This is a genomic window from Pseudomonas sp. YuFO8 (assembly GCF_035065025.1).
In the GTDB taxonomy this organism is placed as follows: Bacteria; Pseudomonadota; Gammaproteobacteria; order Pseudomonadales; family Pseudomonadaceae; genus Aquipseudomonas; species Aquipseudomonas putida_AE.
The window spans coordinates 254,060-279,856 of sequence record NZ_JAXDEQ010000003.1 but is presented as its reverse complement, the minus strand read 5'-3'; the positions used below and the strand labels follow the sequence as shown (position 1 = coordinate 279,856).

Below are 25,797 nucleotides of genomic sequence, written 5' to 3'. Positions count from 1 at the left end.
TTGTATGCAAAATCTGGATGCAATTTAGAAATACCCGGATTAACCTGCTTGTGCAACCCCCTTTTGCAAGGCTGTGGATTCGCCTGGAGTGGGTTGCGTAGCGATCAAGGAGTCATCGAATGGCGGAAAAGAAACTGGAAACCACGGTCGACCGCGTCTACCAAGGGGTTTACGAGGCGATCAGCAAACGCTCGCTGCGGCCTGGCATGAAGCTGGGCGAGGCTTCGTTGGCCGAACTTTTCAATGTCAGCCGCACGTCGGTGCGTGCCGCGCTCAAGCAATTGGAGGCCGATGGACTGGTCACCACCGAGCCCAATAAAGGTGCGTCGGTGTCGCTGCCGAGCGACGAAGAGATCCGTTCGTTGTTCGAAACCCGGCGCCTGGTCGAGATCGGCATCGTCAGCGAACTGTGTCGCCGACGCGATACGGCAGTGACCCGGGATCTGCGCGATCACCTGCTGCTGGAGGACGAGGCGCATCGCAACGGTGACCACGAACGCTTGATCCACCTGCTCGGCGAGTTCCACATCAAGCTGGCCCGCAGCCTGAACAACCCGGTCTTACTCGACTGGTTCCAGAAGCTGATCTCCCGAGCCTCGCTGTACGCCGCCGCGCTGGACGACGACAGCCACGAAGCCTGCCGCGACGACGAACACCTGCGGTTGATCGAGTACATCGAGGCGGGCAACCAGAGCGCGGCGATCGAGCTGACCTGCATCCATCTGAACGGGATCGAGAAGGCGATTCTGGATGTGGCGGCGACTTTGAAAACTGGCTATCACCCGCTCAAGCACCTGATCGAGGTCTAATGCTCCCCGCACCCCTTGTAGGAGCTGCCGAAGGCTGCGATCTTTTGATCTGCTTTGAGAAAATCAAAGTCAAAAGATCGCAGCCTTCGGCAGCTCCTACAGGGGGGGCTGCGTCAATTTCTCGAATCAGCTATACCTCTATGAAACCATTGCCATCCGCGATGCTCGAATCAAACGGGTGCAATAACCGGGACGCAGAGCCAGTCGATGCAGTTTCTAGAAGATAGCCACGGGTGTGCCGGCTGGGACGGCGAAATGGCCGAGCGTATTCGTGCGTTCGACTGGAGCCGGACCGAGCTGGGCAGCCTCGATGCCTGGCCGAGAAGCCTGAGCAGTTCGGTGCAGTTGATGCTCGCCTCGCCGTTGCCGATGGTGATGTTGTGGGGGCGGCCCGGCTACATGATCTACAACGACGCCTATTCGAAATTTGCCGGCGGGCGCCATCCCTATCTGTTGGGGGCGCCGGTGGAACTGGGCTGGCCGGAAGTGGCCGAATTCAATCGGCATGTGGTCGATACCTGCCTGGCCGGCGGCACCTTGTCCTACCGTGGCAAAGAGCTGGTGCTGCTGCGCGACGGCGTGCCCGAAGACGTCTGGATGGACCTCTATTACAGCCCGGTGGCGGACGATGACGGCAAGCCGGCCGGGGTCATGGCGATGGTCGTCGAGACCACGGAGCATGTGATTTCCGAACGTCTTCGGCAGGTGGCCGAAGATGCTTATCGCGCCGATAACGAGCGGGTACGCCTGGCATTGAATGCGGGCGCCTTGCTCGGTTCGTTCGTCTGGGACGTCAAGGCCAATGTGCTGAGCGGTGACGAGCGTTTCGCCCGGACTTTTTCCTACCCGGCCGAGCAAGACCTGGCCGACTTGCCATCGGACATTGCCGAAGCACGGATTCATCCCGACGACCTGAGCTGGATGCAGGAACAGGTCCAGCAATCAGTGGAAACCGGCGAGCCCTTTAATGCCGAATACCGGGTGCTGCGCACCGATGGCAGCTACTGTTGGGTACTCGCCAGTGGCTGCTGCGAGTTCAATGCAGAGGGCGAACCGTTTCGTTTCCCCGGGGTGCTGATCGACATCCATGAACGCAAGAGCGCCGAAGAATCCTTGCTCAGGTTCACCCGCAATCTGGAGCAGCGGGTCGCCGACGAAGTCGAGGCACGTCTCGCGGCGGAAGAGCAATTGCGCCAGTCACAGAAACTCGAGGCCATTGGCGGCCTGACGGGGGGCGTGGCCCATGACTTCAATAATCTGCTGCAAGTGATCGCCGGCAACCTGCACCTGCTGGCCCGGCATGAGCCGCAGAACGCCAATGTCCAGCGTCGGGTGGCGGCGTCGATTGCCGCCGTCGAGCGTGGGGCAAAATTGTCTGCGCAATTGCTCGCGTTTGCCCGTCGCCAGCCGCTGTCCCCGGCCATTTGTACGCCGCAGCAGATCTTCGACGAACTTGGCGAACTGTTGCAGCGTGCGCTGGGGGAAACCATCCACGTCCATATGAGCGCGCCACCGGATTCCTGGCAGGTCTTCGTCGATCGCAATCAACTGGAAAACGCCATCCTCAACCTGGCGATCAATGCCCGTGACGCCATGAAGGGTGAGGGGACCATCGACCTCAGCGCCGACAACATCGGCCTTGACCAGGTTTTTTGCGCCGGCAAGGGCATTGCCGCCGGCGACTATGTGCGGGTGTCCGTGGCTGACAGTGGTGCGGGTATGCCGCCGCAGGTGCTGGCCCAGGCGTTCGAGCCGTTTTTTACCACCAAGCCCGACGGCCAGGGCACGGGGCTTGGGTTGAGCATGGTGTTCGGTTTCGTCAAGCAGAGTGGCGGGCACATCGAGATGTCCAGCGTCGAGGGGCAGGGCACCCGGGTGCAGATGTATTTCCCGCGCAGCCTGCGTTCGATGGACAGTGAAACGCCCCGTGCCGATGTGCCGCAACAGGGCGCCAACGAGCGGGTCCTGGTGGTCGAGGACAATGAGGCGGTGCGCGTTTCCACCGTGGAGTTGTTGCGCGAAGAAGGCTATCAGGTGCTCACCGCCGCCAATGCCGACGTTGCCATGCAGATGTTGCTGGAGGGCGCGGCGGTGGACCTGATCTTCACCGACGTGGTCATGCCTGGTTTGATAAAAAGCTCGGACCTGGCGGCATGGGCCAAGGTACAGGAACCCCCGGTGGCGGTGTTGTTCACCTCCGGCCACACCCGTGACATCATCTCGCGCAACCACCAGCTCAGCCCGGATACCCATTTACTGAGCAAGCCCTATGGGCCGCAAGCGTTGACGCAGATGATCCGCACGGTTCTCAACGGCTGAACATGTCCTGTAGGAGCTGCCGCAGGCTGCGATCTCTTGACTTTGATTTTTCAAAACAAGATCAAAAGATCGCAGCCTGCGGCAGCTCCTACAGGTGTTTCGTGACTTTCTTGAATTCAGGCTGGGCCATGACTGACAAACGCACCTCCAACCCTCCCTCCGGCATGGTCAGGGTGCGTGGCGCCCGGGAGCACAACCTCAAGAACGTCGATGTCGACATTCCCCGCGATGCCCTGGTGGTGTTCACCGGGGTGTCCGGCTCGGGCAAGTCGTCCCTGGCGTTTTCGACACTGTACGCCGAAGCCCAGCGCCGCTATTTCGAGTCCGTGGCGCCTTATGCGCGACGCCTGATCGATCAGGTGGGCGTGCCGGATGTCGATTCCATCGAGGGCTTGCCGCCCGCGGTGGCCTTGCAGCAGCAACGGGGCACGCCGAGCACGCGGTCTTCGGTGGGCAGCGTCACGACCTTGTCGAGCCTGATCCGCATGCTGTATTCCCGTGCCGGCAGTTACCCGCCGGGGCAGCCGATGCTCTACGCCGAAGACTTTTCTCCGAACACGCCCCAGGGCGCGTGCCCGCAATGCCACGGCCTGGGCAGGGTGTATGAGGTCACCGAAGCACTGATGGTGCCGGACCCGAGCCTGACCATCCGCCAGCGCGCCGTGGCCTCCTGGCCCATGGCCTGGCAGGGCCAGAACCTGCGGGACATCCTGGTGACCCTGGGCTATGACGTCGATGTGCCCTGGCGCGACCTGCCGAAGAAGCAGCGTGACTGGATTCTCTTCACCGAAGAAACCCCGACGGTGCCGGTGTACGCCGGGCTCACCCCGAAGGAAACCCGGGTCGCCCTCAAGCGCAAGATGGAACCGAGTTACCAGGGCACCTTCACCGGCGCCAGGCGCTACATCCTGCACACCTTCACCCATTCGCAAAGTGCGTTGATGAAGAAGCGCGTCTCGCGCTTCATGCTCGGTAGCCCTTGCCCATTGTGCGACGGCAAGCGCCTCAAGCACGAAGCCCTTTCGGTGACTTTCGCCGGCTACGACATCGGCGAACTGTCCCAAATGCCCTTGCTGCAAGTGGCAGAAGTACTCAAGCCAGTGGCGGCCCGGCATTACCTCGAAGAGGGCGATGAGGCGGGAGAGGTATTAACTCACCAGCAAACCCGCGAGGCCCGTGAACAGCGCGTGGCCCACGGTGCCAGTGGCCATGCCAACGCCCCGGATGTACGCCACACGCCGAATCTCTCGGTGGAAAAACGCCTCGCCGCGCAACGCATTGCCCAGGATCTTCTGGAGCGGGTCAGCACCCTGACCGACCTGGGCCTGGGTTACCTGGCCCTGGAGCGCAGTACGCCGACGCTGTCGTCTGGCGAATTGCAACGCCTGCGCCTGGCGACCCAGCTGGGCTCGCAGTTGTTCGGCGTGATCTACGTGCTGGATGAGCCCTCGGCCGGCTTGCACCCGGCCGACGGTGAAGCACTGTTCGAAGCCCTGCAACGCTTGAAAGCCGCGGGCAATACCCTGTTTGTGGTCGAGCACGACCTGGAAACCATGCGCCGCGCCGACTGGTTGATCGATGTCGGCCCGGCGGCGGGCGAGCATGGCGGCCGGGTGCTGTACAGCGGTGCGCCGGCGGGGCTGGCAGCAGTGAAGGATTCGCAGACCCGCGCCTACCTGTTCGCCGAACACGCCAACCAATCCCGTCGTCCGCGTAAGGCCAGCGACTGGCTGCGTCTTGAAGGCGTCACGCGCAACAATCTGGACAACCTCAGCGTCGAGTTTCCGTTGGGCTGTTTCACGGCGGTGACCGGGGTGTCGGGCTCGGGGAAATCCAGCCTGGTCAGCCAGGCGTTGCTGGAGCTGGTCGGTGCGCATCTGGGGCGTCCGGGCACTGAGAGCGAACCGCAGGAACTGAGCCTGGAAGATGAAGCGCCGACCGTCAGTGGCGGGCAGGTTGCGGCGGGGCTGGCGTCGATCAAGCGTTTGGTGCAGGTCGATCAGAAGCCCATTGGCCGTACGCCGCGCTCTAACCTCGCGACCTACACCGGGCTGTTCGACAATGTACGCAAGCTCTACGCCGCCACGCCCGAGGCGCAGGCGGCGGGTTACGATGCCGGGCAGTTTTCCTTCAATGTCGCCAAGGGCCGCTGCCCGACCTGTGAAGGCGAAGGTTTTGTCAGCGTCGAATTGCTGTTCATGCCCAGCGTCTACGCGCCATGCCCGACCTGCCACGGCGCGCGCTACAACCCCGAGACGCTGGCGATCACCTGGCAGGACCTGACCATTGCCCAGGTGCTGCAACTGACCGTGGACCAGGCCGTGGACGTGTTCGCCGAACAAGCGGCGGTGCGTCGGTCCCTGGAGGTGCTGCGCGATATCGGCCTGGGCTACCTGCGCCTCGGCCAACCGGCGACCGAGCTGTCCGGGGGTGAAGCCCAGCGCATCAAGCTGGCCACCGAGCTGCAACGCAACCAGCGCGGGGCGACGCTCTACGTGCTCGATGAACCGACAACGGGCCTGCACCCGCGCGACGTCGATCGTCTGCTCGAGCAGTTGAACAACCTGGTGACGGCTGGGCACACGGTGATCGTCGTCGAACATGAAATGCGCGTGGTGGCGCAGAGTGACTGGGTGATCGATATCGGCCCGGGGGCGGGGGATCAGGGGGGCAAGGTTGTGGTGGCGGGGGAGCCGCGGAAAGTCGCGAGCAGCAAAAAGAGCCGAACAGCGCCATTTCTCGCCAGGGTTCTTGGGCATTGAAGATCAAAAGATCGCAGCCTGCGGCAGCTCCTACAGGGAAACGCGTACCCCTGTAGGAGCTGCCGCAGGCTGCGATCTTTTAATCAGGCGCCGTTGATGGTGCGCCGTACCTTGTCCAGCAGCTCATTGATCTGGAACGGCTTGATCAGTATCTCCATGCCGTCGCCGAGAAACACCTGGCGGTTGATCGCGGTTTCGGCATAGCCGGTCATGAACAGGATCGGCAGGTGCTCGCGCCAGCCCCGAGCGATGTCGGCCAATTCCCGGCCGCTCATGCGCGGCAGGCCGACATCGGTCAGCAACAGGTCGATGGATTCGTCGTTCTGCAGGCGTTCGAGGGCGCCCTCGATGTCGGCCGCCTGGGTGCAACGATAGCCGGCATCCACCAGCACTTCGGCGACGAACATGCGCACCGACGGCGTGTCCTCGACGATCAGCACATGTTCACCGCCACCCTCGGCAGGCGTCGTCGTCGATTCGACCGCGACGGCGGTGGGGTCGGCGCTGGCCGGCAACATGATGGTGACTTCGGTGCCGCGTCGCGCCACGCTGCGGATGTGCGCATCGCCCCCTGACTGGCGAGCGAAACCGTAGATCGTCGACAAGCCGAGCCCGGTGCCCTGGCCCAGGGGCTTGGTGGTGAAAAACGGGTCGAACACCTTGTCGATCACATGGTGTTCGATACCGGTGCCATCGTCGCGCACCGACAGCGCGACATAGGCACCATCGGCCAGGTTGGGGTCGCCGTGGGAATAGGCCGCATAGGTGTTGACCCAGATATTGCCGCCCTGGGGCAGGGCATCCCGGGCGTTGATCACCAGGTTGAGCACAGCGCTTTCCAGTTGAATCGGATCGACCAGCGCGATGGCGGGTTTGCTCGTCAGTTCAAGCTTGAGGGCAATGCGTTCGCCGATGGTGCGCACCAGCAGTTCCTCGAGGGAGCGGATGTGCTCGTTGATGTCCACGGGCCGGGTATCGAGGGGTTGCTGACGGGCGAACGCGAGCAGGCGATGGGTCAGGGAGGCGGCACTCATGGCCGAGTTCAGCGCCGCTTCGGCATAGAACGCGACCTTGTCGGTGCGTGTCTCGGCAACGCGCTTCTGGATCAGTTCCAGGCTGGTGATGATGCCGGTGAGCAGGTTGTTGAAGTCGTGGGCAATGCCGCCGGTCAGCTTGCCCAGGGCGTCCATTTTCTGCACCTGCAACAGCTGGGCTTCGGTGCGCGCGCGTTCGGCGACTTCGTTGGCCAGTTGGGTCGTGGCGTCGTCCAGTCGTGCCAGGTGCGAGCGTTCGCGGTGCCGGTGTTCGGTGACATCTTCGACGAACACCAGGCTCAATTCTGGTGTGCGGTAGGGTGAAATCTGCCACTCGGTTTCGCGAATCTCCCCCTGCACGCTCATGCTCAAGGTGCCTTTCCAGCGTTCGCCATAGGCCAGGCGCAGGCGCAGTTCCTCGATGACCGCGCACTGATCGTCGGCGAAACACTGGCGCAGGGTATCGGGGTCGAGGTTGTCCTGGATCAGTTGGGCGAACGCATGGTTGCACTCGTGGACCTTGAGTTGGGCATCCAGCACGGCGATGGGGGCCGACACATTGACAAAAATCTCGCGAAAGCGCGCCTCGCTTTCCCGCAGGGCATTCTCGGTTTCGCGCACCCGCAGCAAGGTGCGCAGGGTCGCCAGCAGCACATCCGGGTCCACCGGGTGGATCAGGTAGGCGTCGGCGCCGGCGTCGAGGCCAGTGATGATGTCGCCGGTCTGGATCGACGCTGCGGACACATGAATCACCGGGAGCAGGGCGGTAGCAGGCTCCGAGCGCAGTTTACGAACGATGTCGAAGCCGCTCATGTCCGGCAGGTTGACGTCGAGGATCAAGGCGTCGATCGCCACGCTGGCGATCAACTCCAGGCCTTCGCTGCCGGTGCCGGACTCCAGCACCTCATAGCCGTGGCGTTCCAGGCGCCGGCGCAAGGCATAGCGCGTGGCGACGTTGTCGTCGACGATCAGCAAGCGCAGGTCACGTTTCATCGGCAGGCTCCATGGCGATGGCCAGCGGGATGATCACGAAAAAGGTCGAGCCCACGCCCGGTGTGCTCTGGACCCCGACTTCGCCCCCCAGCAGCAGCGCGAAGCGTTTGCACAGCGACAGCCCGAGCCCGGTTCCACGCAGGCGTTTTTGCAGCGGAGAGTCGACTTGGGAGAAGTCTTCAAACAATGCGCCATGTAGCTCTGGAGCGATACCAATTCCGCTGTCGCTGACGGCGAAACGCACGTAGTCATCGTTTTCCAGTCGCGCCGAGACCCGCACTTCGCCGCGGGTGGTGAACTTCAACGAGTTGGCAATGAAGTTGCGCAGGATCTGCGCGAGCTTCTTGTCGTCGGTGTACAGCCGGGGCAGGCCCACCGGCTCCTCGAAGATAAGGTCCACGGCGCTGGTATCGACAATTGGCCTGAACATGCCGCGCAGGGCGGCGAACAGGTCGAACATGTCGAACCAGGCCGGGGAAATGGTGATGCGCCCGGCTTCGATCTTCGCCAGGTCCAGCAGGTCGTCGACCATGTCGCTCAGCTCCCGCGCGGCATTGCTGACGAAGGCCACCTGCTTGTGCTGCTCGTCACTGAGGGGGCCGTCGAGTTCATCGCTCAGCAGGCTGGCGATGCTCAGGATCGAACCCAGGGGCGTGCGAAACTCATGGCTCATGTAGGACAGGAAGCGGCTTTTCAGGTCCGAAGCCTGGCGCAGCTGTTCGGCCTGGTTGTCGAGTTCGGCATACAGCGCCAGTACGCCCTGGTTGGTTTCATCCAGCTCGGCGCGCAGGGCGTTGGCTTCACCCTGCAAGCGCGCGATCATGGCGGCTTGTTCGTCGATTTGACTCATGGGCATTTCAGCCATGGGCTGCCTCCAGGGCAATGACCAGTACCGTGACATCGTCTCGTCCACGGCAGAAATCGCGGTGCAGGATGGCGGCAATCACGGCCGGATGGCGGTGCACCAGGCCGGGGTAGTCCGCCAGGTTCCAGCGCGACTGCAGGCCGTCGCTGTACATGATCAGCAATTGTCCGCTCACTTGAGCATAGTCAAAGGGTTGCGCCTTTCGATATTGCCCGCCGACGATGCCGGGGTGCGAGGCCAGGCCGCGGGATTTGTCCGGTGCGACCAGGCAGGCGCCGATGTTGCCGATGCCGACGAACTGCAACGCATCGCGGCCAGCGTCGAACTGGACAATCGCCAGCGCACCGCCACGGGTACCGGTCATGGCCTGATGAATGTCTTCCAGCGCCAGCAACGGTGAGGCGAAGGGCTGCAGCGCGTAGGCTTTTTCGCCAGCGCGAGCGGCGAGTTCGGCTTCTTCGCCATGGCCCAGGCCATCGATCACCAGGGCGCTGATGCGTGGTCCGTCGAACGCCAGGTGCCAGGTATCGCCGCAGGCGGGATCGTCGCGCAACGAATGCTGGCTGACGCCGATGCGCAGGTCCCGGGCCTTGTCCGTGCGTGGGTACAAGCGCGTGAGCAGCACGGCACCCCGTGAATCGGCATACACATCGAACACCTCGGTCTGGCGCGACACGGCGCCCAGGCCGATGCCCTGGGTGCCGCCGGTGGAAAACCCGTCGGCCAGGCAGGCCTGCAGGTCAAAGCCCTGGGCGCGGTCGATGGCGAGCATCTCGATGCCGGCACCGCTAACCCGGGGCAAGACCCTCAGGTGCAATTCGCCGCGGGTGGCGTGCTTGAGAATATTGCTGGCAAGTTCGGTGGCGACCAACGCTACCCGTCCCGCGTCCGTGGTGTCGAAGCCATGAAGCTCTGCGAGTTTTTGCGCGGTGCGCCGTGCATGTCCGATCTGGCTGTTGTCCTCGATGACCAGCACTTGGGTCATCGTTCCACCGAAGTTCATGTCCATCGGGTAATCGTCACGCGAGTACCCTTTCCTGGCGCAGTGTCGAGTTCGAATTCATTGACCAGGCGCTTGGCGCCGGTCAGGCCCAGGCCCAGCCCGGAACCGGAGGTCCAGCCATCGGTCATGGCCAGCTTGATGTCGGGGATGCCCGGGCCTTCGTCACGGAAGACCAGGCGCAGGCCCACGCGCGGGTCTTCATCGAGGATCTGCCAGTCCATGTCGCCGCCACCGCCGTACACCATGGTATTGCGCGCCAGCTCGCTGACCGCGGTGACCATTTTGGTCAGGTCGATAAGGCGCATGCCGCATTCCTGGGCGAGTTTGCGCGCCAGTTGTCGGGCCAGGACCACGTCCTGCTCGATGTGAATCGGATGAGTGCCGCTGCTGCGCACAGTCATTGTTCGCGTACTCGTGCCTGAAGCAGTTTCATCCCGCGCTCGACGTTCAGCGCGGTACTCACGCCGGGCAGGGTGAGGCCAAGCTCCACCAGGGTGATGGCCACCGCGGGCTGCATGCCGACCAGCACGGTCTGGGCGTCCATGATGCTCGACAGCCCGGAAATGGTCCCGATCATCCGGCCGATGAACGAATCCACCATGTCCAGGGCGGAGATATCGATCAGCACGCCGCGGGCGGAGGTCCGGCTGATGCGCTCGGACAGGTCGTCTTGCAGGGTCAGGGCCAACTGGTCATGCATGTCCACCTGGATGGTCACCAGCAGGAAGTCGCCCATTTGCAGAATCGGAATGCGCTCCATCTCAATGCGCCTTGCTGACGGTCAGTCCCAGCCGGGTCAGGGCCAGTTTCAGGGCATCGGCCAGGTTGGCCTTGGTCACCACGCCTTGCAGGTCAAGGCCCAGGTGCACGATGGTCTGGGCGATCTGCGGGCGAACGCCGCTGATGATGCAGTCGGCCCCCATCAGGCGGATGGCGGTGACGGTCTTGAGCAGGTGCTGGGCCACCAGGGTATCGACGGTCGGTACACCGGTGATGTCGATGATGGCGATCTCCGAGCCGGTGTCGACGATCCGCTGCAGCAGTGATTCCATCACCACCTGGGTGCGTTGCGAGTCCAGCGTGCCGATCATCGGCAGGGCGAGGACGCCGTCCCACAGCTTGACCACCGGGGTCGACAGCTCCAGCAGTTCTTCCTGCTGGCGCTTGATTACCGCCTCGCGGGATTTCTGGAAGGTGCGGATGGTGTGCATGCCCAGGGCGTCGAGCAATTCGGAGATTTCCCAGAGTTGCTCGGCCAACAGCGCCGGGCTGTCCTGGTAATGGTTCTGCAACAGGGCAAACAGCGGACCCTTGAGCGAGAAGATGAAGCTGGCGGTCTGGTGAGAATCCTGGCCGAGTTGGGCACGGCTCTGGGAGAGCTTGTCGAGGAACTGGCGAATCTCATCCCAGCCGGACGTGGCAATGTTCTGGCCGTTGCCATTTTGCAGGCCCGAGATGACCAACTGCAGGAATTCCGAGGCCTGCTGTTGCAGGTCCTGCTCTTTGAGATTGCGCGTGGCGCCGCTGGACTCCAGGCCATTTTTCCATTCGGTCAGCAGTTGTGCCTGGTTGTTCTTCATCGCATCGAGCGTGCTGGTTTGCAGTGCCGCCATGGGACTTGTCTCCTTGAATGTGTGCGGCCGATTCCCCAAAAAATGACCGGCGCAAAGCAATGACATTTGGCGGATGAAATAGTTGTTGCGTTCGACAGGTATTTTCATCCGATACACAAGGACTGTAGGACAAAGACGAAGGGAACGTTGGTCGCGTGGTGGAGTTCGAACGGTTATGACCCGACGGTTTCGAACGCGACGCACGAGGTACTTATGAAAGATGAAAATGAACTAGACGAAAACGCCAAGACCCCCGAGCCGGAAAGTGCCGACAAAGCGGTCGATCAGAAAAATGTGCACAGCGATAATGACAACGAGTTCAGCCCGGGCTTCAAACCTGATCCTGATCGCCCCAAGCCTGGCGATGACACGGATGCCGATATCGATACCGACGGCGGTTAGGCTCGGCCCCAAACAAAAAGACCGCATGGATTCATGCGGTCTTTTTGTTTGATGAGCGGATTACTTGTCCGGATGCGCGGCTTGAAGCTTCTTCGCCATTTCCAGATGTTTTTCCAGCCCCGGCAACATTTTTTGCGCAAAGCCCTTGAGCTCCGTGGCGCCTTTGGTCTTGTCGTCGGTCACGGTATTGGCTTGTTTCTTGAACAGTTCGATGGTGTTTTCGTGTGCCTTGACCTGGTTGTTGGCGTAGGCCGAATCGAAGGACTCGTCACGCATGTCGAGGAGCTTTTCCTTGGCCTGTTTCACCAGTGTCGTGGTGTCCGGCACTTCAATGTCATTCTTTTTCGCGATGGTCGCCAGTTCATCGTTGGCCTTGGAATGATCGGTGATCATCATGTTGGCGAACGCCTTGATATCGGCTGACTGGCTTTTTTCCAGGGCCAGGCGGCTGGTCTCGATCTCGGCGATGCCGCCTTCGGCTGCCTTGTCGACAAAATCGTTATCGGTTGCCGCGAATGCCGCGCCCATGGTGGTGCTCAGGGCGATGGCCAGAGTGAGGTGGCGCAGGTTAAATCCGTCCATTGGTTCTTCTCCACACGGTAGTTCATGGGCGATCGAGTTGATCGTTATTCTGTGGAGGTCGCGGGTGGGGTAAAGGTTTTATCGCATTTGCGACAGGACGACGAACGGACACCGCTGGTCTGACAGGTGGTCGACAGAACGGGCCAACCAAGGCCATTCTGATAGTTGGCGAACGCAATCAATCGCGTTTGCTACCGATTAACAAACGGAGGTGTTCCATGCCGGTGCCCCATGACCTTTATCAGGATTTGAGTTGCACAAAGGAAGATATCCAGCAGAAACGCACCAAGGATCCGTTACTGGATTCACTGATCAACAAATACTCCCAGGCGGACGCCGAAGTGGTGAAGGCAGAGCAAGCCAAATCCAGTGATGACACGGTGACAAAGCTCAAGGCGAAGCGCCTGGAGGTCAAGGACAAGATCGTCAAGCAACTCCAGTTGCCGTGAGCCACCGACAATCGGTGGCTGAATAATTGGAACGGCGATATTGACCGGCACCTCGAATGTCTAGAGCCCGATGACGCGGCTTCATGCGAGGTGCCTCATGTCCGACCCAAAATTTCCCAGCGAAGAACAAGGGGGCTACGACCCCATTCCGACCCATCCCGAACCCTTGAGTCCCGGCCGTACTGCGGTCAATCCGGAGGACGAGCCGGGCATTGATGAACTGCCGAACAATGAAGGTGCCATTCCCATGGATCAGGACGACGGCACTGACATCGATCGGGAGCGGGTGCGGGAAGAAACCGATAATGCGGTGCGCGATGACGAGGCCGATCCGCGATAACCCAGAAACCACAGATCCCCTTGTGGGAGCGGGCTTGCTCGCGAAAGCGGTGTCCCATTCAGCATAGAAGTTGAATGTAATGGCCTCTTCGCGAGCAAGCCCGCTCCCACATTTGGATCTGCGTTAATTCTGCAACGCCGTGCTCAGTGGCAATCGCGCCATGTTTTTCGCTTTCAACGAGCCAAAATACAACCACTCCCCATACTCGCGCACGGTGGTGATCGGCGAGTAGCTGTCGCTGCTGCCGTCCTGCAGGTTGGCGATCACCTTGCCCTCAAGGTCCAGCCCCAGCACAAAGGCGCGTTTTTCCACCGGCCTGGGCAGGAGGGTCATCGCTCGGGCGATCATCTTGCGCACGAAAGGGTGCGCCGCCGTTTTGTCGAGCAAGGCGTTGCGCGGCGCATACAGCGCCACCCAGAAGCGGTCGCGACCATTGAAGGCCAGGTTGTCGGGAAACCCCGGCAGGTTGTCGATGAACAGGTCATGATTGCCGGCGTTCGGCCCGCTCAGCCAGTAGCGAGTGATGCGATACGCGCCGGTTTCGTTGACCAGCACATAGGCATCGTCCGGCCCCAGGGTAACGCCATTGGCAAACTCCAGCTTGTCCAGCAGCACCGAGGTCTTGCCGGTCTGGAAGTCATAGCGCAGCAAGCGCCCGTCGCCGCCATGTTCGATGATGGCCTGGCCGTCCTTGCCGTAGCCGAACCGGCTGGAGGCGTCGCTGAAGTAGGCGTAGTGCCCGGGCTTGTCGATGGCCACGTCGTCGGTGAAACCAAACGGCACGCCATTGGCGTCGGTGGTCAAGGCCACCAGGCGACCCTGGGCGTCCAGCGACAACAAGCCCTTGACCGCATCGGCGATCACCAGCAAGCCATTGGGGTGGCGGGCCAACCCCAGGGGGCGGCCGCCGGTGTCGGCCAAGACCTTGGTGTCCTGGCCGTCCAGGCTGGTGCGAATGACCCTGCCATCATGCAAGCCGGTGATCAGCGCGTTGTTTTCCATGAGCAGCGCTTCGGGGCCGTCGATGTCTGCGGCGCCGACGCGCTCCACGCCCTTGAGGCGCTGGTTGTCCGCGTACGGGCCGCTGCTGAGGGACGGCGCCGGTTGCGGGGTCCAGGCGACGGGCTTGACCTTGGTCGGCATCAACAGCAGGAAGGCGACGAGGACAACGATCAGCAGCAACAGCCAATGATGAAACCTGATCGTTCGGCTCACGCACGCACTCCTGTCGACGCCAGGTATCTTTCTGCGGTTTCGCGAAGTGCCAGCATCGACGCCGCCGATTCCCGTTCGATCCGTCGCTTGAGCAGCAACTGGTTGGCCATGCGCATCGCCAATCCACTGAACCGGTATTCCAGCGTGCGAACAAAGCGCGTGCCATCGCCCTCGGCCGCGCATTCGTAGGTCAGCAACAATGACAGACCATTATCGCCATGGGCCCGGGCAATCCAGCGGCGTCCAGGCAGATACTCATCGACCACCCAGCTCAAGTGTCCGTCACGCCCACCGGCGCGGATGTCCTCCTCGAACCGCGCGCCGGCATGCAAGGGCCCGTTCTGGCCATCGATCCTGAGGGAAGAGGGATGCCAATCCGGCCAGTGGATCACGGTGCTGGCATAGGCCAGCACGGTAATGGGATCACCGGCGATATCGACTTTATGTTGCATGCGGGTCATGGGCGTTCTCTTCAGGTGCTGGAAGTCCGGTTCCGGTTCCGGCTCCCAATAGAGGGTGCCGAACAGGTAATCCATCAACGGAAAAACGATGTTGAAATTGCGCTGCTGCATCATTTCGCGGCGGTGATGCAGTTCATGCAGGCGCCGCATCTGGCGGATCCAGGGCAGGCGCGTGATCCGGTTGTGCGGCGGCAAATGCTCACAGGCATGGAACACTTCATAGGTCAGGTACCCCAGGACCAGACAGCCGCCAACCAGTCCGGCAACGTTCGCATCCAGGGGCTTGAGCAGCCACCACAGGGGCAGGGTGACCAGCAGTGTGTGCAGCACGATCAGCCAGGCCGGGAACAGGATCACCCGCCAGTCGCGAGCACTCTCGTAGGTCATGTGGCCGGGGGCGAAAAAGCTGTGGTGGTCGCCGGCGTGGCGGGCATAGAACATCCGCGCGAAGCTTTTTTTGTGATGGCCCAGGTGCCGATGCACCAGGTACACGACGAGATTGAAGAACAGCAAGGCCACCGGTACCGACAGCCATTCGAGGAGCGTTACCTGGTGCACGGTGCTCCAGAAAACGCCGATCGCCACCAGGCCGAACACCAGTACGAAGGTGCCATGCAGCCAGGGGTTATAACGGGGATGAATGTCGCAACGGTAACGGGCGCGGAATGCTTCGGTGGTCTGCCTCACTGCAATCACCTGTCTTTTTTGTTATCTCCAGCAGATTAGCCGATCCCGCGGTTTTGGCTGGCAGCCGCTGGATTTTATTGCCGCCCCATCTCCCGCGGTTGTATCCGATCCACTGTGCGGGCTTGCCAGCGATGGCGGCATGACAGCAAACCAATCTCTCGCGGCTGTACCCGATCAAACTGTAGGAGCTGGCTTGCCGGCGATGACGGCCTCACAGCCAACCAATCTCTCGCGGCTGTACCCGATCTACTGTGGGAGCCGGCCTGCCGGCGATGGCGTCCTGACAGACGACCTATTATTTGCTAACCGAGTACATATCCATTCCTGCGGTAACGGCCGCTTATGGTTTCGCTCTTACAGCGAGTCACTTGGAAAAACGGAACGCCGCCCGGCCCCAAGTAACCAAGGGCTCTTGCCCCTGGCGTTCGGTGCCTCGCTAATGCTCGGCATGCCCTCGCTCCGGTCCTGCTCCGTGGGCCCACTGCGCAGAACCTCCACTCGGCCTCTCGATGGGGCAAGAAAATCAAAAGCCAGATCAAAAGCCAAAGCCAAAGCGAGGCGAGCTAACGCTCGACCTCGTTGTTGGGTGGGTACGCGTTCCCCTGTAGGAGCTGGCTTGTCGGGTCGCCGCATCGCAGCGATGGCGCCCGAAAGAACAGTGCAGTATTCAAAGCCTACTCAAGTCAGCGGATTCCACCGCTGCGACCAATCATCATCGCTCCTGATCACCTCGCGCAGCAGGTCGAAGGCCCGTTGCAGCGCCGGCGAGTCGCGGTCGCGGGAGTAGACAAGGTAGGTCGGGTAACTGAATTCCGGGGCCTTGGGCACAGGCTCCAGCATGCCGTTTTCCAGGTAGCTCTGGACCACCCGGGTGCGGAAGTAGCCGCTGCCACCGTGTTCGAGGATGTACTGCAACCCCAGGGGGCCAAGGTTGAAACTGAGCGCCGCCTTGGCTTTTTCCGGCAGGGCGGCGTCGTGCTGGCGGCGAAAGTGCTGGCCCCAGTCGATGTACACATAGGGTTCGGGGCGCTCGGGGTGACGTACGAGGATGAGTTTTTCCTCGAGGATCTGCTCGACCTGCAGGCGCGGCCAGTATTCGGGTTGATAGACCAGCGCCGCATCGAGCACGCCCAGCTCCAGTTGGCGCAGCAGGTTTTCGCCGTCGCGGATTTCCATGCGCAGCGCATGGCCGGGAATCCTGTCGCGCAGCACGCCGGCCCAACGGAGCATCAACGGATTGCACAGGCTGACCTCGCCACCGATGTGCAGGACGTCGTGGAACCCCTCGGGCAAGGGCAAGTCCCGGCGTGCGGCCTCCCAGGTTTCCACCAGTTGATTGGCATAGATCACGAAGGCTTCGCCATTGGGCGTCAGGCGGGCCCCGGCGCGGTTGCGCACGAACAGCGTGCTGCCCAGGTGGCTTTCGAGCTTCTGTACCCGCGCGGTGATGGCGGTCTGGGTGACGTGGAGTTTCTCGGCGGCCGCGGCAAGGCTGCCGTGGCGGACGATTTCCAGGAAGGTGCGGGCGAGGTCGATGTCCATGGGGTGGCCGGTGCAGGAAATGCTCGCATTGTAAGAGCAGGCTTCGCCAGCTGTCACAGGTGGTGTTCAGCGATGAAGAATGCACCTTCCACGCAGATCCAATGTGGGAGCGGGCTTGCTCGCGAAGGGGTCATGTCAATCAACGGAAATGTTGACTGAACTACCGCCTTCGCGAGCAAGCCCGCTCCCACATTGGGTTGCGATGCTAGCGAGATTGTCGTTTAGAACGCGAAACACGAACAGCCAAACGCCCCCCAGAACCCACGGAAGTCACTGACCGGCGCATTCGACAAGCGCGCCCGCTCATGACTGTGCGCATGCACCGCACACGCCCCGACGCATTGATGCACCTGGGCCGTCAGCGGCGCCGATGCTTTCCAGTGCCCAGGCACCTTGGTCACTGGCGACCACTCCGGTACCACGGGGATGGGCGGCGGCCCGAGTTTTTCGAACTCGACGCTGGCGTAGACGATCTTGCCATCGACCAGGGTCAGCACCGATTCGATACCCTTGATACCTTCGGCCTCCATATGGAAATAGTCCCCTGACAAGGCAATCAGGTCCGCCAGTTGCCCGACCTTGATCTGACCCTTCTTGCCTTGCTCGGACGAGAACCAGGCGCTGCCATGGGTGAACAGCTCCAGCGCGGTGTCACGGCTCAAGCCCTGCGGGTACAACGCCAGGCCGCCGACCGTGCGGCCACTGACCAGCCAGTACAGCGAAGTCCAGGGGTTGTAGCTCGACACTCGCGTCGCATCGGTGCCGGCACCCACCGGTACGCCTTCGGCCAACATGCGGGCAATCGGCGGCGTGTGTTCGGCCGCCTTGGCGCCATAGCGGTCGACGAAGTACTCGCCCTGGAAGGCCATGCGATCCTGGATGGCGATGCCGCCGCCCAGCGCCTTGACCCGCTCGATGTTCTGCGCGGTGATGGTTTCGGCGTGGTCGAAAAACCACGGCAGGCCGTCGAACGGAATGTCGCGGTTGACCTTTTCGAACACGTCGAGCATGCGGCTGATGGATTCGTTGTAGGTGGCATGCAGGCGAAACGGCCAGCGTTGCTCCACCAGGTGCCGTACCACCGGTTCCAGGTCCTGTTCCATGGAAGCCGGCAGGTCCGGGCGCGGTTCAAGGAAGTCTTCGAAATCCGCCGCCGAGAACACCAGCATTTCCCCGGCACCGTTGTGCCGCAGGAAATCGTCGCCCTGGCCGTAGCGCGAGGTACTGGTCCAGTTCTTGAAGTCGGTCAGTTCTTCCTTGGGCTTCTGGGTAAACAGGTTGTAGGCGATGCGCACGGTAAGTTGCTGGTCCTTGGCCAACTGCTGGATGACCTGGTAGTCGTCCGGGTAATTCTGATAACCACCGCCGGCGTCGATCGCGCTGGTGACCCCCAGGCGATTGAGTTCGCGCATGAATTGCCGGGTCGAGTTGACCTGGTACTCCAGCGGTAGTTTCGGTCCTTTGGCCAGCGTCGAATAGAGAATCATTGCGTTGGGCCGGGCGATCAACATGCCAGTGGGATCGCCGTTGGCATCGCGCTGGATTTCGCCGCCTGGCGGGTTCGGCGTATCGCGGGTATATCCCACCACTTTCAGCGCGGCGCGATTGAGTAAAGCACGATCGTACAGGTGCAGGACAAACACCGGCGTGTCGGGGGCGGCCTTGTTCAATTCGTCAAGCGTGGGCAGGCGCTTTTCGGCGAACTGGAATTCGTTCCAGCCACCGACCACCCGTACCCACTGCGGCGTTGGCGTGCGGTCGGCCTGGTCCTTGAGCAGGCGCAAGGCATCGACCAGCGAGGGTACGCCTTCCCAGCGCAGTTCGAGGTTGTAGTTGAGGCCGCCACGGATCAGGTGCAAGTGTGAGTCATTGAGGCCGGGGATCACCGTGCGCCCGTGCAGGTCGATGACTTGCGTGCCGGGGCCTTGCAACGCCATGGCCTGGGCGTCGCTGCCGACCACCACGAAGCGCCCGTCCTTGATGGCGACGGCACTGGCCTGGGGTTTCTTGCGATCGACGGTGTGCAGGCGTCCGTTGTAGAGAATGAGGTCGGCGGGGGTGTCTGGCATGGTTTTACTCCCTGCGAACAGCGGGCTGATCCAGGCACCGACGGCGCCTGCGCCAAGACCTTGCAGTACGTGACGGCGGTTGACGCCGTTGTGTTCCTCGGGTGGGCTCATATCAGTGCTCTGCGCAACGTGAGTTGAGGGCAAACAGCTGAAGCCAGCCGCATGCGGCCAGAAGGAATATAGTCGGCAAATTCGCAGTGAGTGGTTTTCAAACGCCGAAAACGACGAATCCCGCCACAAGGGGCGGGATTCGTTTGCAGCCAGGCGCGCTTGCGAAAGCCGCAAGCGGCGCGCTTAGGCCGGGAACAGCTCGGACAGTTTCATCGCCAGCATCATGTCGCCTTCAGCGCGCAGTTTGCCGCCCATGAACGCTTGCATGCCGTCGGTTTCGCCGCTGACGATGCCTTGCAGGGTTTCGCCGTCCATCACCAGGGTCACCTGGGCGTCCGGGTTTTCGCCTTCCTGCAGCTCGCAGGTGCTGTCCTTGACGACCAGTGAGAAGTTCTTGGTGTCGTCGATGCGGAAACCGAAGACCAGGTCCAGACCGGCAGCAGCGGCTGGGTTGAACTTGGCTTTCATTGCTTGTACGGCATCAGCTACGGAGGTCATGGTTTGATCCTTTTTTTGGTGATTAGAGCTGGGTGATTACAGCCAGGGTCACAATAGTCCGGACTCAGCGAAACGTGATGAGTTCGGGGGTCTTCAACAGTTGCAGGTGCGCATGACTGTTGAAGGAAGCCAGGGCCACCTCGCGACCACGAAACTTCAGGTGGTTGAGCGAGGTATTGACGATTTGCCAGTTCAGTTCAAACGCCTGTTTGGCAGGCATTTGGGTAATGAGGTGGAGCAGGGCGGTAATGGTGCCGCCGGAGGTGAACACGGCGATTTTCTGGGTGTTGTCGGCTTGTTCGAGGATGCGCTGCAAGCCGGCCTGAACCCGCTCGACAAAACCCAGCCAGCTTTCCAGGCCCGGCGTGTCATAGGTGCCGGCGAGCCAGCGTTCGATGATCAGGGCGAAGATGCGTTGGAACTCGCCTCGGTTCTGTGCGGCGTTGCGCAGGATGTTCAGCGCGTCGGGCTCGTCCGGCAGCATGGCCGGCAACAGCGCGCGGATCACCGCGTCAGCATCGAATTCATTGAACGCCGAATCGGTCTCCAGGATCGGCACCGGCAGGCCCACGGCGGCGTATTGTTCCAGTGCGCTGTTGGCCGTATGTTGCTGGCGACGCAAGTCGCCCGACAGGCACCGATCGAAGCTGATACCGAGTTCGGCGAGGTGCTGGCCGAGAATTTCCGCCTGGCGAATACCGGTGGGCGACAGGACGTCATAATCGTCTGCACCAAAGGAGGCCTGGCCATGTCGAATCAAATAGATGCTGCCCACGTCCGCGTCGTCCCGGTACGTTGAAGGTTTGGCGAGGTTATGAGGATGGCGCTGAGCTGTCAATGAAAAAACATACGCTTGTTTGAAATGCCCGTTACAGCCCTGTTGCCAGAGGTTTCACGACTGGTCGCAGGGGCGGCGCATGGGTATGCTGGTGATATCCCGCGCACTTGCATGCCGCGCAACGTTTAAGGAGTCCCTGTGGAGTTTTTGTCCGAGTACGCCGTTTTCCTGGCCAAGACCGTGACCCTGGTGATCGCCATCCTGGTGGTGCTGGCCAGCTTTGCGGCCTTGCGCAGCAAAGGTCGACGCAAATCCGCCGGCCAGTTGCAGGTCAGCAAACTGAATGATTTCTACAAGGGGCTGCGCGAACGCCTGGAGCAAACCTTGCTCGACAAGGACCAGCTCAAGGCCTTGCGCAAGTCCCAGGTCAAGAGCGAGAAAAAACAGAAGAAGCAGCCCGAGGCCAAACCGCGGGTGTTCGTGCTGGACTTCGACGGCGACATCAAGGCCTCGGCCACTGAAAGCCTGCGCCACGAAATCACCGCGCTGCTGACCCTCGCCACGCCCAAGGACGAAGTGGTACTGCGCCTGGAAAGCGGTGGCGGCATGGTCCACAGCTACGGCCTGGCGTCCTCGCAGTTGGCCCGTATCCGTGAGGCCGGCGTACCGCTGACCGTGTGCATCGACAAGGTCGCGGCCAGCGGCGGCTACATGATGGCGTGCATTGGCGAGAAGATCATCAGCGCGCCGTTCGCAATCCTCGGCTCGATCGGTGTGGTCGCGCAGTTGCCCAACGTCAATCGCCTGTTGAAAAAGCACGACATCGACTTCGAGGTGCTGACCGCCGGCGAATACAAACGCACCCTGACGGTATTTGGCGAAAACACCGAGAAGGGCCGGGAGAAATTCCAGGAAGACCTGGACATTACCCATCAGTTGTTCAAGAACTTCGTTGCCCGCTATCGCCCGCAACTGGCCATCGACGATGTGGCCACCGGTGAAATCTGGCTGGGCATTGCGGCGCTGGACAAGCAACTGGTGGACGAACTGAAGACCAGTGACGAGTACCTGGCCGAGCGCGCCAAGCAATCCGAGCTTTATCACCTGCATTACGCCGAACGCAAAAGCCTGCAGGAGCGTATCGGCATGGCAGCAAGTGGTTCGGTCGATCGTGTGTTGCTGAGCTGGTGGAGTCGCTTGACCCAGCAACGCTTCTGGTAATTTCCTGGGTCGTTGAAAAAAAACCGTGGGTAATTCCACGGTTTTTTTCTTTCAGGGCGATCCAAATTCCTTGCGAAGAAGGGAAGTTTCCTAAGCCCCCTGACGATTGCTCCCGCTTTTAGGGGGATCGGGGCCGGGTATGGTGGTGTTCCTGAAATGAGCGCAAAGGAATGCACCATGAATGAAATACCTCCCGTCAATGCTGCAAGCCCTGATCCCGCGTCGGCCCTGCGAATGCGCGATGAACTGAAAACCGCTTTGGCCATCTCCCTGCCGCAAACCCCCGGTCAGTTTGGCGAGCAGTTGATCAAAAAACAGTGGGGCCAGTACATCGATCCGGCGACAGCCCAGCTGGTGACCCTGGATTACGATTACAAGGGGCATCCTGCGCAGAACGGCATCCACCAGGGACGGGTGGCAAGTTCCATGTCCCTGGTGCAGGCGTTGCTGTCCAACTATCAGACCGTGGGCGACGGGCGCTTCGGTGAATCCGCGTTTGGGTTGTACACGCCACCGGATGTCGGGCCGTCGATAAGGATCGTGGCCCACGTTGACGAGTTTGCCGACATTGGCAGCGGCAACCACGCCAGCTATGAAGGCATCTACTGCCAGACTGTGCCGCAAGGCTACGGACCCGCCACTCAGATCGCCGTTAGGCCCGCCGATTTCAAGCAGTGGGTCTGGGGACTGGATCTCCAGGGCCTGTACCAGGCCTACCTCGGGCAAGCCTGGCCAGCGGACGCCGAGATTGTCGCAGTCAAACCGAACGCCCTGAAAACCTCGGCCAAAGCCGCCCTCGTCATGGCTGCTTTTCTGCAGTTTCGTGAGAAAAGCCTGAGCCAGAAAGGTCTGGAACTGGCCCTGCAGGCGGCGGGACTGCCGCCTGACCAGACATGGGCAACCCTGAAACTCGAACAACTGCAGGCACCGGGTCGCAGGCTGGCGCAGCTGAAGTCGGGTCGCCTGAAGCTCTATCGCTACAGCTCGAAGGATATCTGGGGCTGGCGTGATCCGAATGGCCGGATTGTTTTGTACATTCCCGGTAACTCTTCTCCGCTGCACCTATTCAGCGATGCCGGACAACTGCATCAATGGGTGGTGGAGCAGGGCACAAGTGACGCGACGAAACTGGCCCTGGCTGCGCACTTTGCCGAGGAGGACCGCAAGGACGGTACGTTCCATGCGGGTGTGGTGACGGCGTTGGACGGTATGGCGGTCTATCCGCGGCAACACCGGTTGACCAAAGAAGCGGGTTTCTTCAATGACGACGGTTTCTGGGAACCTGCCCGCTACATCGGTTTCGATGACTCGCCAGCAGGCGCCGACCCGTTTGCCCACCTGGTGTTGGCCATGAAGGAGGCCTCCCTGGCCAGTGTCAAAACCATTCGTGACGATGCCCAGGTCAATCGGGATAACCTGAGTGCCGCCGTCGAACCTGTGGTGCAGTGGATCAACCGTTTTGGCCCCCTGGCGCTGTTCGTCCCCGGTGGCGAAGGATTGCTGGCGCTGGCCGGCATCATCGACGCCGGTTATGGTCTTGATCAGGCGGTCAACGGTGAAACCGCGGATGATCGAGGGGCGGGCGTCACCCGAACAGTGTTTGGCTTGCTCAACGCGCTGCCGCTGGCAGGCGCAGGCGCGGTGCTGAAGGACGATGCTGAGGCAGGCGCCATTGCCGAGCGTTCCCGCGAACCGGGCCAGAATGCGGGCGATGCCAGGCCATTGCCGGATCAGGCCGCGGACCCCTCTGCGCCAACGGCCCCCGCAGCGTTGAACCGTGTGCAGCTTCTGCGCGGAATCGGACCCTCAGTGGCATCCTTGAGCGATGAAGTGCTGGCGCAGATCGGCAAGGTCAGCGAAATCGATGATGACATGCTGCGCCTGATGAACAGTGGGCGCCCGCCGACGCCCTTGCTGGCCGATACCATCAGCCGATTCAGGATCGATCAGGAACTCGGGCAGGCGGCAATGTCTCAACGCGCGCGTGCCGAGCTGTTTTCCACCCGGTACCAGGCGCTTCAGCACTCGGAACATCAGTGGGTGCGGTTGTTCCAGCGGCAATACCCTGGCCTGCCCAGGAGCGCCATCGAACATATGCTCGAGCGCTATGGCGTGGACCTCCAGAGCCCGGTGGACGCTGCACGCGTGCGGCAAGCATTCAAGCAGCTGAACCAAAAGGCCCTGCAATATCAGGAGCATGTGCGGCTCAATCGTGCCTATGAAGGCTTGTACATTCGCTCGCAGGTCACTGCGGAATCGGACACCCTGGCCCTGCATTCGCTGAAAAACCTGCCCGGATGGCCAAGGAGCCTGCGAATTGAAGTGCGCGAGCACTCCGTCATCGGCCCAATGCTGGACCGTAGCGGCGCGCTTGACGCCTCGAGCGTCCGTCGACTGATCAAGGTGGATGGCCATTACCAGGGGCGAGCCGGGCAGATAGACTTTTATGCAGCGCTTGTCGAAGTCTTGTCCGAGGACGAGCGTTCGGCATTGCAATTGTCTGCGGTTGATCCGGCATTGGCGTTGCGGCTGCAAGTCGGTAAGCAGGCATTGCCACGCCCGGAGCTGGTGCTCGGACTGCACAGGATGGACAGCGGCCTGCCCTTCGAGACGCAAGGGCTGCGTGGCGGCGGTTTCCCCGGTACGCCGCAGGGCGCGGCACTGACGCACGAAATGATGAGGCTGCAGCTCAAGGAGATCTACCCGGATTTCACCGATACTGAAGCCGATGAGCTGCTACAGCGTACCGGTGGCGGTGCGCAGGCACACATCGATTGGCTGAAACAACAGTTCCAGCAGCTCAACACGGACTTGAATGCCTGGATCGATCAGGTGATGGACGACATCGAGGACATGGACATTGACTTCCTCGACGCAGACGATGACGGGGCAGAGGGACTGGCGGATGAGGAGATCGAAGAGCATAACGAAGAGCTGGTCCAGAACGCGATCAACTACGAACGGGAAACCAGGATCGAGCTGGCTGACGAGCTTAAAGACATCTGGCAAAGGCGTGCGAAAGACGACCTGCGCGTTTATGAAGGCGCAGAACTTGTTGGATTCAGGCTGCACATGGGCTTCGAGAACTATCACCGATTGCCGGTCCTGAACATCCGGTTCAACCATGTCGTCGAGTTATCGATGCCACGCTTCCATGTGGCCGAACGTGGAACCTTGAACGGGTTCCTGGAGTGTTTTCCGAATCTGCAGACCTTGGATCTCGAAAGCGCCGAACTGATTGAATTCGACGCCCAGGGCAATGGGCAGACTGTACTGCCGACGGCCATCTTCAGTCTGACGCGTCTCACTTCGCTCAATCTCAAGTCCACCGGCCTGAAGTTCACCGTAGAGACATCAGGGCAGTTGAGCGGGTTGGTCAGGCTTCACACCCTGGACCTGAGTGACAATCCACTGGAAGTACCCCCTGTGCTGCTGCGGATGAATGACTTGCGGCGGCTGAACTTGAACAACACCCAAATTAACCGGTGCCCTTACGGCATCAGGGATGAGCCGTACATGATCTCACTGGATTTGCGTGACAACCAGATTGCGCGGATTCCGCCCGCGGTGATGAATCAGGCTGTCTCGGTGGATCGTGTGCTGCTGTGGGGCAATCCGTTGACGGACGAGGACACGCTGCGCCGACTGATTACTCATCGTGAGCAAACCGGGATCAATTTATGGCTGGGCGCGCCAGGCGCTGACTACGGACAACCGATGGCATGGCTACGAGACTGCGACGCCACGTTGCAACAGTTCCGACAAGCACTTTGGCAGCGGTTGGCAGGCAAACCCTCCGGTACGCGGTTCTTGAGCGCAATAGACAGGCTAAGCCTGACCCCCGACTTCCGGGTCGCGTATCCGACACTGCAGGCACGCGTCTGGCGACTCCTGGAGGAGGCGGATGCTTCAGAGATCGTATGGAGTCGATTGATCGCGGTGCGTGGGCGGCTGGAAAACCCATGGGTGGCTTTCAGGATGCTGGAACAAATCGCAGGCCTTTGAACGGATTTTATCCGTGGTGCCTGCAAGGAGGGAGCCTTG

21 protein-coding genes are annotated in these 25,797 nt (G+C 61.3%); 8 read left to right on the top strand and 13 right to left on the bottom strand.

Annotated features, from left to right (window positions below):
- The first annotated feature begins 119 nt into the window (after positions 1–119).
- The 3 genes from SOP95_RS04730 to SOP95_RS04720 all read left to right on the top strand — a co-directional run bounded on the left by SOP95_RS04730 (position 120) and on the right by SOP95_RS04720 (position 5,890).
- Positions 120–809, top strand: a complete 690-nt coding sequence (locus SOP95_RS04730) for a GntR family transcriptional regulator (protein WP_046820177.1) — start codon at positions 120–122, stop codon at positions 807–809.
- 207 nt (positions 810–1,016) lie between these two features.
- Positions 1,017–3,128: a hybrid sensor histidine kinase/response regulator gene (locus SOP95_RS04725; protein WP_323606392.1), complete on the top strand. Its 2,112-nt coding sequence runs from the start codon at positions 1,017–1,019 to the stop codon at positions 3,126–3,128.
- Positions 3,129–3,256: 128 nt separating this feature from the next.
- Complete coding sequence (locus tag SOP95_RS04720) at positions 3,257–5,890, top strand: excinuclease ABC subunit UvrA (protein WP_323606391.1); 2,634 nt, start codon at positions 3,257–3,259, stop codon at positions 5,888–5,890.
- An 83-nt stretch (positions 5,891–5,973) separates the two neighbouring features.
- Here SOP95_RS04720 and SOP95_RS04715 read toward each other — a convergent pair whose 3' ends face one another.
- Genes SOP95_RS04715 through SOP95_RS04690 form a run of 6 tightly spaced genes read right to left on the bottom strand, consistent with a single transcriptional unit; the run spans position 5,974 to position 11,398 of the window.
- The gene (locus SOP95_RS04715; protein WP_323606390.1) at positions 5,974–7,917 is read right to left on the bottom strand and encodes a response regulator; all 1,944 of its coding nucleotides are present in this window, start codon (positions 7,915–7,917) and stop codon (positions 5,974–5,976) included.
- On the bottom strand, positions 7,907–8,782 hold the full coding sequence (locus SOP95_RS04710; protein WP_274075917.1) for a sensor histidine kinase: 876 nt from the start codon (positions 8,780–8,782) through the stop codon (positions 7,907–7,909). The genes SOP95_RS04715 and SOP95_RS04710 overlap by 11 nt, the downstream gene beginning before the upstream one ends.
- Positions 8,775–9,785 (bottom strand): ATP-binding protein, encoded by a 1,011-nt coding sequence (locus SOP95_RS04705; protein WP_323606437.1) that lies wholly within the window; start codon positions 9,783–9,785, stop codon positions 8,775–8,777. Before SOP95_RS04705 ends, SOP95_RS04710 begins: the two co-directional genes overlap by 8 nt.
- Positions 9,782–10,186, bottom strand: coding sequence for an anti-sigma regulatory factor (locus tag SOP95_RS04700; protein WP_323606389.1), 405 nt, complete (start codon positions 10,184–10,186; stop codon positions 9,782–9,784). Before SOP95_RS04700 ends, SOP95_RS04705 begins: the two co-directional genes overlap by 4 nt.
- Positions 10,183–10,545, bottom strand: coding sequence for an STAS domain-containing protein (locus tag SOP95_RS04695; protein ID WP_274075919.1), 363 nt, complete (start codon positions 10,543–10,545; stop codon positions 10,183–10,185). The genes SOP95_RS04700 and SOP95_RS04695 overlap by 4 nt, the downstream gene beginning before the upstream one ends.
- Before the next feature lies 1 nt (position 10,546).
- A complete protein-coding gene (locus SOP95_RS04690; protein ID WP_323606388.1) occupies positions 10,547–11,398 on the bottom strand; it encodes an STAS domain-containing protein in 852 nt (283 codons plus the stop codon).
- Between the two features lie 213 nt (positions 11,399–11,611).
- Here SOP95_RS04690 and SOP95_RS04685 point away from each other — a divergent pair, with 213 nt between their 5' ends.
- On the top strand, positions 11,612–11,800 hold the full coding sequence (locus SOP95_RS04685) for a hypothetical protein (RefSeq protein ID WP_274075921.1): 189 nt from the start codon (positions 11,612–11,614) through the stop codon (positions 11,798–11,800).
- A 60-nt stretch (positions 11,801–11,860) separates the two neighbouring features.
- Here the strand turns inward: SOP95_RS04685 and SOP95_RS04680 are convergent, their stop codons facing one another.
- The gene (locus SOP95_RS04680) at positions 11,861–12,382 is read right to left on the bottom strand and encodes a DUF4142 domain-containing protein (RefSeq protein WP_274075922.1); all 522 of its coding nucleotides are present in this window, start codon (positions 12,380–12,382) and stop codon (positions 11,861–11,863) included.
- A 218-nt stretch (positions 12,383–12,600) separates the two neighbouring features.
- On the opposite strand from SOP95_RS04680, the gene SOP95_RS04675 reads away from it, so the two are divergent.
- Positions 12,601–12,831 carry a DUF465 domain-containing protein gene (locus SOP95_RS04675; RefSeq protein WP_274075923.1) on the top strand — a complete coding sequence of 77 codons (231 nt, stop codon included), beginning with the start codon at positions 12,601–12,603 and terminating at the stop codon, positions 12,829–12,831.
- 97 nt (positions 12,832–12,928) lie between these two features.
- Complete coding sequence (locus SOP95_RS04670; protein WP_323606387.1) at positions 12,929–13,171, top strand: hypothetical protein; 243 nt, start codon at positions 12,929–12,931, stop codon at positions 13,169–13,171.
- Between the two features lie 123 nt (positions 13,172–13,294).
- Here the strand turns inward: SOP95_RS04670 and SOP95_RS04665 are convergent, their stop codons facing one another.
- The 6 genes from SOP95_RS04665 to SOP95_RS04640 all read right to left on the bottom strand — a co-directional run bounded on the left by SOP95_RS04665 (position 13,295) and on the right by SOP95_RS04640 (position 20,529).
- A complete protein-coding gene (locus tag SOP95_RS04665; protein WP_323606386.1) occupies positions 13,295–14,386 on the bottom strand; it encodes an SMP-30/gluconolactonase/LRE family protein in 1,092 nt (363 codons plus the stop codon).
- The gene (locus SOP95_RS04660) at positions 14,383–15,534 is read right to left on the bottom strand and encodes a sterol desaturase/SRPBCC family protein (protein ID WP_323606385.1); all 1,152 of its coding nucleotides are present in this window, start codon (positions 15,532–15,534) and stop codon (positions 14,383–14,385) included. Before SOP95_RS04660 ends, SOP95_RS04665 begins: the two co-directional genes overlap by 4 nt.
- Positions 15,535–16,212: 678 nt before the next feature.
- Positions 16,213–17,076 carry a LysR family transcriptional regulator gene (locus tag SOP95_RS04655; RefSeq protein WP_323606384.1) on the bottom strand — a complete coding sequence of 288 codons (864 nt, stop codon included), beginning with the start codon at positions 17,074–17,076 and terminating at the stop codon, positions 16,213–16,215.
- 221 nt (positions 17,077–17,297) lie between these two features.
- Positions 17,298–19,145 (bottom strand): amidohydrolase, encoded by a 1,848-nt coding sequence (locus SOP95_RS04650; RefSeq protein ID WP_274076004.1) that lies wholly within the window; start codon positions 19,143–19,145, stop codon positions 17,298–17,300.
- Between the two features lie 294 nt (positions 19,146–19,439).
- Positions 19,440–19,754 carry an SCP2 sterol-binding domain-containing protein gene (locus SOP95_RS04645; protein ID WP_323606383.1) on the bottom strand — a complete coding sequence of 105 codons (315 nt, stop codon included), beginning with the start codon at positions 19,752–19,754 and terminating at the stop codon, positions 19,440–19,442.
- Between the two features lie 64 nt (positions 19,755–19,818).
- On the bottom strand, positions 19,819–20,529 hold the full coding sequence (locus SOP95_RS04640) for a histidine phosphatase family protein (protein ID WP_323606382.1): 711 nt from the start codon (positions 20,527–20,529) through the stop codon (positions 19,819–19,821).
- Between the two features lie 201 nt (positions 20,530–20,730).
- On the opposite strand from SOP95_RS04640, the gene sohB reads away from it, so the two are divergent.
- Both sohB and SOP95_RS04630 read left to right on the top strand, forming a co-directional pair.
- The gene (gene sohB, locus SOP95_RS04635; protein WP_274075929.1) at positions 20,731–21,753 is read left to right on the top strand and encodes a protease SohB; all 1,023 of its coding nucleotides are present in this window, start codon (positions 20,731–20,733) and stop codon (positions 21,751–21,753) included.
- Between the two features lie 177 nt (positions 21,754–21,930).
- Positions 21,931–25,758 carry a dermonecrotic toxin domain-containing protein gene (locus SOP95_RS04630; protein WP_323606380.1) on the top strand — a complete coding sequence of 1,276 codons (3,828 nt, stop codon included), beginning with the start codon at positions 21,931–21,933 and terminating at the stop codon, positions 25,756–25,758.
- Positions 25,759–25,797 lie beyond the last annotated feature (39 nt).

What these genes read in the sequence shown, in the direction of transcription:
- SOP95_RS04730 (WP_046820177.1), top strand. Translation starts at nt 120, where the DNA reads ATGGCGGAAAAGAAACTGGAAACCACGGTCGACCGCGTCTACCAAGGG.
- SOP95_RS04725 (WP_323606392.1), top strand. Translation starts at nt 1,017, where the DNA reads ATGCAGTTTCTAGAAGATAGCCACGGGTGTGCCGGCTGGGACGGCGAA.
- SOP95_RS04720 (WP_323606391.1), top strand. Translation starts at nt 3,257, where the DNA reads ATGACTGACAAACGCACCTCCAACCCTCCCTCCGGCATGGTCAGGGTG.
- SOP95_RS04715 (WP_323606390.1), bottom strand. Translation starts at nt 7,917, where the DNA reads ATGAAACGTGACCTGCGCTTGCTGATCGTCGACGACAACGTCGCCACG.
- SOP95_RS04710 (WP_274075917.1), bottom strand. Translation starts at nt 8,782, where the DNA reads ATGGCTGAAATGCCCATGAGTCAAATCGACGAACAAGCCGCCATGATC.
- SOP95_RS04705 (WP_323606437.1), bottom strand. Translation starts at nt 9,785, where the DNA reads ATGAACTTCGGTGGAACGATGACCCAAGTGCTGGTCATCGAGGACAAC.
- SOP95_RS04700 (WP_323606389.1), bottom strand. Translation starts at nt 10,186, where the DNA reads ATGACTGTGCGCAGCAGCGGCACTCATCCGATTCACATCGAGCAGGAC.
- SOP95_RS04695 (WP_274075919.1), bottom strand. Translation starts at nt 10,545, where the DNA reads ATGGAGCGCATTCCGATTCTGCAAATGGGCGACTTCCTGCTGGTGACC.
- SOP95_RS04690 (WP_323606388.1), bottom strand. Translation starts at nt 11,398, where the DNA reads ATGGCGGCACTGCAAACCAGCACGCTCGATGCGATGAAGAACAACCAG.
- SOP95_RS04685 (WP_274075921.1), top strand. Translation starts at nt 11,612, where the DNA reads ATGAAAGATGAAAATGAACTAGACGAAAACGCCAAGACCCCCGAGCCG.
- SOP95_RS04680 (WP_274075922.1), bottom strand. Translation starts at nt 12,382, where the DNA reads ATGGACGGATTTAACCTGCGCCACCTCACTCTGGCCATCGCCCTGAGC.
- SOP95_RS04675 (WP_274075923.1), top strand. Translation starts at nt 12,601, where the DNA reads ATGCCGGTGCCCCATGACCTTTATCAGGATTTGAGTTGCACAAAGGAA.
- SOP95_RS04670 (WP_323606387.1), top strand. Translation starts at nt 12,929, where the DNA reads ATGTCCGACCCAAAATTTCCCAGCGAAGAACAAGGGGGCTACGACCCC.
- SOP95_RS04655 (WP_323606384.1), bottom strand. Translation starts at nt 17,076, where the DNA reads ATGGACATCGACCTCGCCCGCACCTTCCTGGAAATCGTCCGCCACGGC.
- SOP95_RS04650 (WP_274076004.1), bottom strand. Translation starts at nt 19,145, where the DNA reads ATGCCAGACACCCCCGCCGACCTCATTCTCTACAACGGACGCCTGCAC.
- SOP95_RS04645 (WP_323606383.1), bottom strand. Translation starts at nt 19,754, where the DNA reads ATGACCTCCGTAGCTGATGCCGTACAAGCAATGAAAGCCAAGTTCAAC.
- SOP95_RS04630 (WP_323606380.1), top strand. Translation starts at nt 21,931, where the DNA reads ATGAATGAAATACCTCCCGTCAATGCTGCAAGCCCTGATCCCGCGTCG.